The sequence below is a fragment of the Curtobacterium sp. B18 genome, from assembly GCF_000333375.1.
Taxonomy (GTDB): domain Bacteria; phylum Actinomycetota; class Actinomycetes; order Actinomycetales; family Microbacteriaceae; genus Curtobacterium.
In genome coordinates, this window is record NZ_BACZ01000677.1 from 1 (window position 1) to 5,505 (window position 5,505).

Sequence of the window (5,505 nt, forward strand, 5' to 3'; positions counted from 1 at the left end):
AGAGCTGGTGTAGTCGCTCTCCGCCTTCCCGCCGTCCGCAGGGTTTCCGCGGTGCTCGAACGGTCGACCTGCTCCCCGAGCCGGATGCGCTCGTGGAAGGCCCGACAGGTATTGCCCGCGGCCGTTGTGCCGCTCGTGGACCAGGTGGTCGTCCGCGCCGTGCTCGGCGCCACTTCGAGCAAGCGCAGCGCATCGTCGACGTACTCCTGCATCTCCTGACCCGCTTCTTCGGCCGATCCGGGCCCGAATCCGGAGTCGATGTCGTCGAGCTCATCCAGCCGCTGCTGCTGCGCGTACCTTTCTGCATCGCGGGCGGACTGCGGGAGGATCTCGAACGACGGGACGATGACGAGCAGCACGACGGCGAGCAAGCCGACGCCCGAGACCACCATCGCTCCCGAGGCCGCCACTTCCAGGACTCGATCACGGAGCGCTCGGATCCCGGCGATGAGCGCTGGGACGGTGGCGAGCAGGCCGATCACGATCGCCACGATCTGTGGTCCGGCTGCGGCCCCGCCGTCGTTCGCGGACCGCCCGGAGGAGTTGATCTGCACCAAAAACGACAGCACGAGTGCGATCAGGACCCCGATCGGCGCGACGACGATCCCGAAGATCAGCCGGTTGCGCCGGAGCCGCAGCTCGTCAGCGGTCGCCGTGGTCTCCCCTGCGGTGGTCTCGGGTTCCTCGGCCGTCACCGGTAGTCGTCCGGGTCGCCGAGGACGCAGCGCGAGTCGACGTTGACGTGCGCGCGAACCTTGGTGGCCGTCATCGAAGCACGGGGCTTGCCGTTGGCTCGCGCCACCACGGCGTAGACCTGACCGGTTGCTGTGCCCATCTCCGTCTGGGTCTTCGACAACTCGTAGCCCTCGCGCTCCCAGTGCTGACCTGCCTGTGCCACGAGCGTCCGGGGATCGTCCGGCGCGTCCACCTCGACGTAGTAGCCGAACTGCACGGCCCGTTCCCCGTCGATCCGACAGTCGTACGCGGCTGCCCTCGGCACCTCTTGCGGCCACGTGTCCGGAGCCAACGCGAGCGTGGATCGGAGTTCCACGATCGCTCCTGCCTGTGCCTCTTCGATCGTCATTGCTCGTCCCGCTCCTGCCGTGCCGCACCCCGCGAGCACGAGGGTGGTCGCGCCGGCGAGCGCCACGAGGGCTCGGCCCGGGCGGCTCACAACACCCACGTCATTCGTCGTAGTCGTCCGGCGAGCCCTCGGCGCACTGGGAGTCGACGTAGAGGCTGATGCCACGCTGACTGAACTGAAACGATCCCCAGGGCTTCCCGTCTGCACGCGCGGTTGCCGAATAGGCGACTCCGTACTTCCCGAAGTCTTCGTGCGAGGGTCGGATGTCGAGCCCCTTCCTCCTCCAGAACTCCTCGAACGAAGTAGCGAGTTCCTTCGGATCGGTCTTCTGGTCGATCATCACGAGGTACTGGAACCGGACTCCGTCCTCCCCGTCGGAGCACCGCGTGGCGACTGGATCCGGAACCCGGGGCCATGCGAGCGGCTCGTGGTCCATCGTCTCTCGCAGGAACGCCACGGCATTCTGCTTCGCTTCACCTGGTTGCATCTCGTCTCCCCCGTTCGAAGCACAGGCCGTCGCCGTCGTGAGCAGGCCGACCACGGCGACGAACCCGAGGAACGAACTCGACAAGCGGTTCACGGCATCGACGCAGAGTCCAAGGCGCGCTGCACGCCGTCGAGCGCACTGTACGAGACCCGCAGATCGGCCATCGTCTCCCCCTCGTCGTCGTCGCGCCCTCCGCGACGCCCCCACCGGCAACATATCACGCCGGTTGTCGAACGCAACCAGCCTGCCGACGACCGGGGTCCGGACCCGGCCGACCCGCGCCTCCCGTTCGACGCACCATCCTCCGATCGGAGGATGCCGGACGACCGGACCCGCCGATCCCCCGCGCCCCGCCGAGGGCCACGCTGGACGCATGCCCGAATCTCCCGCCGTCGAGGTCCACCGCCTCACGAAGCAGTACGCCACCGGCAAGCGCGCGGTGGCCGACGTGTCGTTCGACATCCCCCGCGGCGAGACCTTCGCCCTCCTCGGTCCGAACGGTGCCGGCAAGACCACGACGGTCGAGATCCTCGAGGGCTACCGCACCCGCACGGGCGGCGAGGTCCGGGTGCTCGGCCACGACCCGGCCCGCACGAGCCGCAGTCACAACGCACGCATCGGCATCGTCCTGCAGACCAGCGCGGAATCGCCGAACGTCACCGTCGCCGAGCAGCTCCGGCACTTCACGACGTTCTACCCGCGCCACCGCAGCGTCGAGGAACTCCTCGAGAAGACGGGGCTCCAGTCGCAGCGCAACACCCGCATCAGCCGTCTGAGCGGTGGTCAGCGCCGCCGCGTCGACGTCGCCCTCGGGATCATCGGCCGCCCCGAGGTCCTGTTCCTCGACGAGCCGACCACGGGCTTCGACCCCGAGGCCCGCCGGCACTTCTGGGACCTCATCGACGAGGTGAAGCGCGAGGGCACGACGATCCTCCTCACCACGCACTACCTCGACGAGGCCGCGCACCTCGCGGACCGCGCGGCGGTGATCGCGGACGGGACCCTGCTCGACATCGCCCCGATCGACGAGATCGGCGGTGCCGAGGCCCGGACGCCCCGAGTGCGCTGGCGCGACGATGCGGGCCAGGGACACGACGAACGCACCAGCGACCCGGCAGGTCTGGTCAGGAGCACGACATCGCCCATGCACGACCTGGAAGTCATCCGCCCGTCCCTCGAGGACGTCTACCTCGGAATGGTCGGCCACCGATGAGCACCGCGACGACAGCCAACACGACCGACAAGGCCAACACGATGACCACCACGAACCCCGTCAGCATCGGCGCCGCCCGCATCGGCTACGAGCTCCGCTCGTACTTCCGCGCGCCCGACGCCGTCTTCTTCACCTTCCTCTTCCCGATCGTCATGCTCGCGCTGTTCTCCGTGGCGTTCAGCAGCGCGCCGGACATCCAGGCCGGCCCGAACGTCAGCGTGGACTACGCCACGTACTACCTGCCGGGCCTCGTCGCGACGGGCATCCTGCTCTCGGGCACCCAGTCCCTCGGCGTCGACATCGCCGGTGAACGGAGCGACGGCACGCTGAAGCGTCTGGGCGGCACCCCGCTGCCGGTGGTGAGCTACTTCATCGGCAAGATCGGCATGGTGCTGGTCACCACGATCGTGCAGACGGCCCTGCTGCTGGCGATCGCGAGCCTGGTGTTCGGCGTGGACCTCCCCACCGACAGCGGCGCATGGGCACGCTTCGCCGGCATCATGCTCCTCGGCGTCGCGACGAGCTGCGTGCTCGGCATCGCGATCTCGGCACTCCCCCGCGAGGGCCGCCGCGCCACCGCCACGATCGTCCCCATCGTCCTCGTCCTCCAGTTCATCTCCGGTGTGTACCTGCCCTTCACCCAGCTCCCCGACTGGCTGCAGAACGTCGCGTCCGTCTTCCCCCTGCGGTGGATGGCGTCCGGCATGCGGTCGGTCTTCCTGCCCGACGCGTTCGCGTCGGCCGAGCCGGGAGGCGCGTGGCACCTCGGCCTCGGAGCCCTCGTCCTGGCAGCATGGCTGGTCGTGGGCGCGGTGGCCTGCCTGCTGACGTTCCGTTGGAACCGCAAGGACGCGTGATGTCCCCTGTGGAGAACTCCCGAGGAGCCGCCGGAGGGTGGGATGCTGGGGCGATGGACCGCATCACCACGCACCGGAACTGGGGGCTCCACGTGGCGTTCGGCGTCACGGTCGCCCTCGTCGCGGTGATCGCCGTGCTCGGGTGGTCGCCGTGGTCCGTCCGGTGGCCGGCGTTCGCGATGCTCGGCGTGCTGGCGGTCGCGTACTGGGCGTTCGGGTGGCGCGGCTACGAGGACCGCCGTGCGGCCGCCGGCTTCGTCCCGCTGCTGGTCCTCGCGGCGCTGGTCCTGCCCGCGGTCGTGCCGAGCACCGCGTTCATCCAGTGCATCCTCTTCCCGGTGGCGTGGTGCCAGATCGACCGCGTCCGCACCTCGGTGGCGGTGTCCGTGGCGATCGGCGTCGCCGCGGGCATCGGCCTGCAGATCGCCAGCGGTCCGAGCGGCCTCGTGAGCACGGTCCTCATCGAAGGGGTGAGCATCGCGGGTGCCTGCGCGCTCGGCCTCTGGATCACGCGCATCGCCGAGCTCTCCGACGAACGACGCCGACTCATCGACGAGCTCCGCGCGACGCAGGACTCCCTGGCCGAGGCGAACCGGGCCGCCGGCGTGACGAGCGAACGCGAACGCCTCGCCCGAGAGATCCACGACACCGTCGCGCAGAACCTCGCGGGCATCGTCATGCTCACCGAACGCGCCCGTAGCGACCTCGCCGCCGACCGCGTCGACCGGCTCGACGAACGCCTCACCGTCCTCGAGGAATCGGCACGCGCCGCCCTCGAAGAGTCCCGTACCCTCGTCGCGGCCGGTGCCGCCGGGGTCGCCGGCGACGGGCTCGGGGCCGCCCTGCACCGACTCGGCGAACGCTTCACGCGCGAGACCGGCGTCCCGGTCACCGTCGACGCGGCGGACTGCGCCCTCGACCGCGATGCGCAGGTGGTGCTGCTCCGCACCGCCCAGGAGGCACTGGCCAACGTCCGCGCGCACGCCCACGCCGCCTCGGCGCGGGTCGCACTGCACGTGGCCGCCGACCGGGTCGGCCTGCGGATCACTGACGACGGCGCGGGCTTCGACGCCTCCCGCCCGACGGCCGGGCACGGACTCCGCGGGCTGCGCGAACGGCTCGCCCTCGCCGGCGGTACCTGCACGATCACCAGCGCGGTCGGACGCGGCACCGTCGTCGAGGTGACGCTGCCCACCGCGGGCGAGTCGCGCTCTCGGGCGGTCCACCAGCCCGTGTCCGAGGTGACCCGGTGATCCGCGTCGTCGTCGCCGATGACCACCCGATCGTGCGCGCCGGCATCGTCGCGCTGCTGCAGGACGCCGACGACGTCGAGGTGGTCGGGCAGGCGAGCGACGGCGAGGCCGCCGTGGCGTTCACGCTGGCCGAACGACCGGACGTCGTCCTGATGGACCTGCGGATGCCGGGGCTGAACGGCGACGACGCGACCGCCCGGATCCTCGCCCGGGCGCCGGACGTCCGCGTGCTCATCCTCACGACGTACGAGTCCGACGACCAGATCCTCGCCGCGATCGAAGCAGGGGCCGCCGGCTACCTGCTGAAGGCGGCTCCGGAGTCGGAGATCCTCGCGGGCCTGCGCGCCACAGCCCGCGGCGGGACGGCCCTCGCCCCCTCGGCCGCGGCCGCCCTGGTGCGCCGCACGACAGGCAAGCCCGCTCCCGGTCCGTCCCTGTCGCCGCGCGAGCTCGAGGTCCTGCAGCTCGTCGCGCAGGGCAATTCGAACCCGGCGATCGGCCGCACCCTCTTCCTCAGCGAGACCACCGTGAAGACGCACCTCGGGCACGTGTTCGAGAAGCTCGGCGTCAACGACCGCACGCGCGCCGTGACCCGGGCGATGGAGCTCGGG

At 70.7% G+C, this 5,505-nt stretch carries 7 protein-coding genes; 4 read left to right on the plus strand and 3 right to left on the minus strand.

Annotated features, from left to right (window positions below):
* The 3 genes from I5E_RS22120 to I5E_RS18080 form a co-directional block, all read right to left on the minus strand.
* The coding region (locus I5E_RS22120) for a hypothetical protein (RefSeq protein ID WP_042724034.1) at nt 1-695 on the minus strand (695 nt) is incomplete at its 3' end.
* The gene (locus I5E_RS18075) at nt 692-1,051 is read right to left on the minus strand and encodes a hypothetical protein (RefSeq protein ID WP_148287041.1); all 360 of its coding nucleotides are present in this window, start codon (nt 1,049-1,051) and stop codon (nt 692-694) included. The genes I5E_RS18075 and I5E_RS22120, both read right to left, overlap by 4 nt.
* 133 nt (nt 1,052-1,184) lie before the next feature.
* On the minus strand, nt 1,185-1,655 hold the full coding sequence (locus I5E_RS18080) for a hypothetical protein (RefSeq protein ID WP_148287042.1): 471 nt from the start codon (nt 1,653-1,655) through the stop codon (nt 1,185-1,187).
* Between the two features lie 289 nt (nt 1,656-1,944).
* On the opposite strand from I5E_RS18080, the gene I5E_RS18090 reads away from it, so the two are divergent.
* The 4 genes from I5E_RS18090 to I5E_RS18105 form a co-directional block, all read left to right on the plus strand.
* Nucleotides 1,945-2,784, plus strand: coding sequence for an ABC transporter ATP-binding protein (locus I5E_RS18090; protein WP_022908228.1), 840 nt, complete (start codon nt 1,945-1,947; stop codon nt 2,782-2,784).
* 41 nt (nt 2,785-2,825) lie between these two features.
* Nucleotides 2,826-3,641: an ABC transporter permease gene (locus tag I5E_RS18095; protein WP_148287043.1), complete on the plus strand. Its 816-nt coding sequence runs from the start codon at nt 2,826-2,828 to the stop codon at nt 3,639-3,641.
* Nucleotides 3,642-3,694: 53 nt separating this feature from the next.
* Nucleotides 3,695-4,894, plus strand: coding sequence for a sensor histidine kinase (locus tag I5E_RS18100; protein WP_022908230.1), 1,200 nt, complete (start codon nt 3,695-3,697; stop codon nt 4,892-4,894).
* Nucleotides 4,891-5,505: response regulator transcription factor (locus I5E_RS18105; RefSeq protein ID WP_022908231.1), on the plus strand; the 615-nt coding region annotated here is incomplete at its 3' end. The genes I5E_RS18100 and I5E_RS18105, both read left to right, overlap by 4 nt.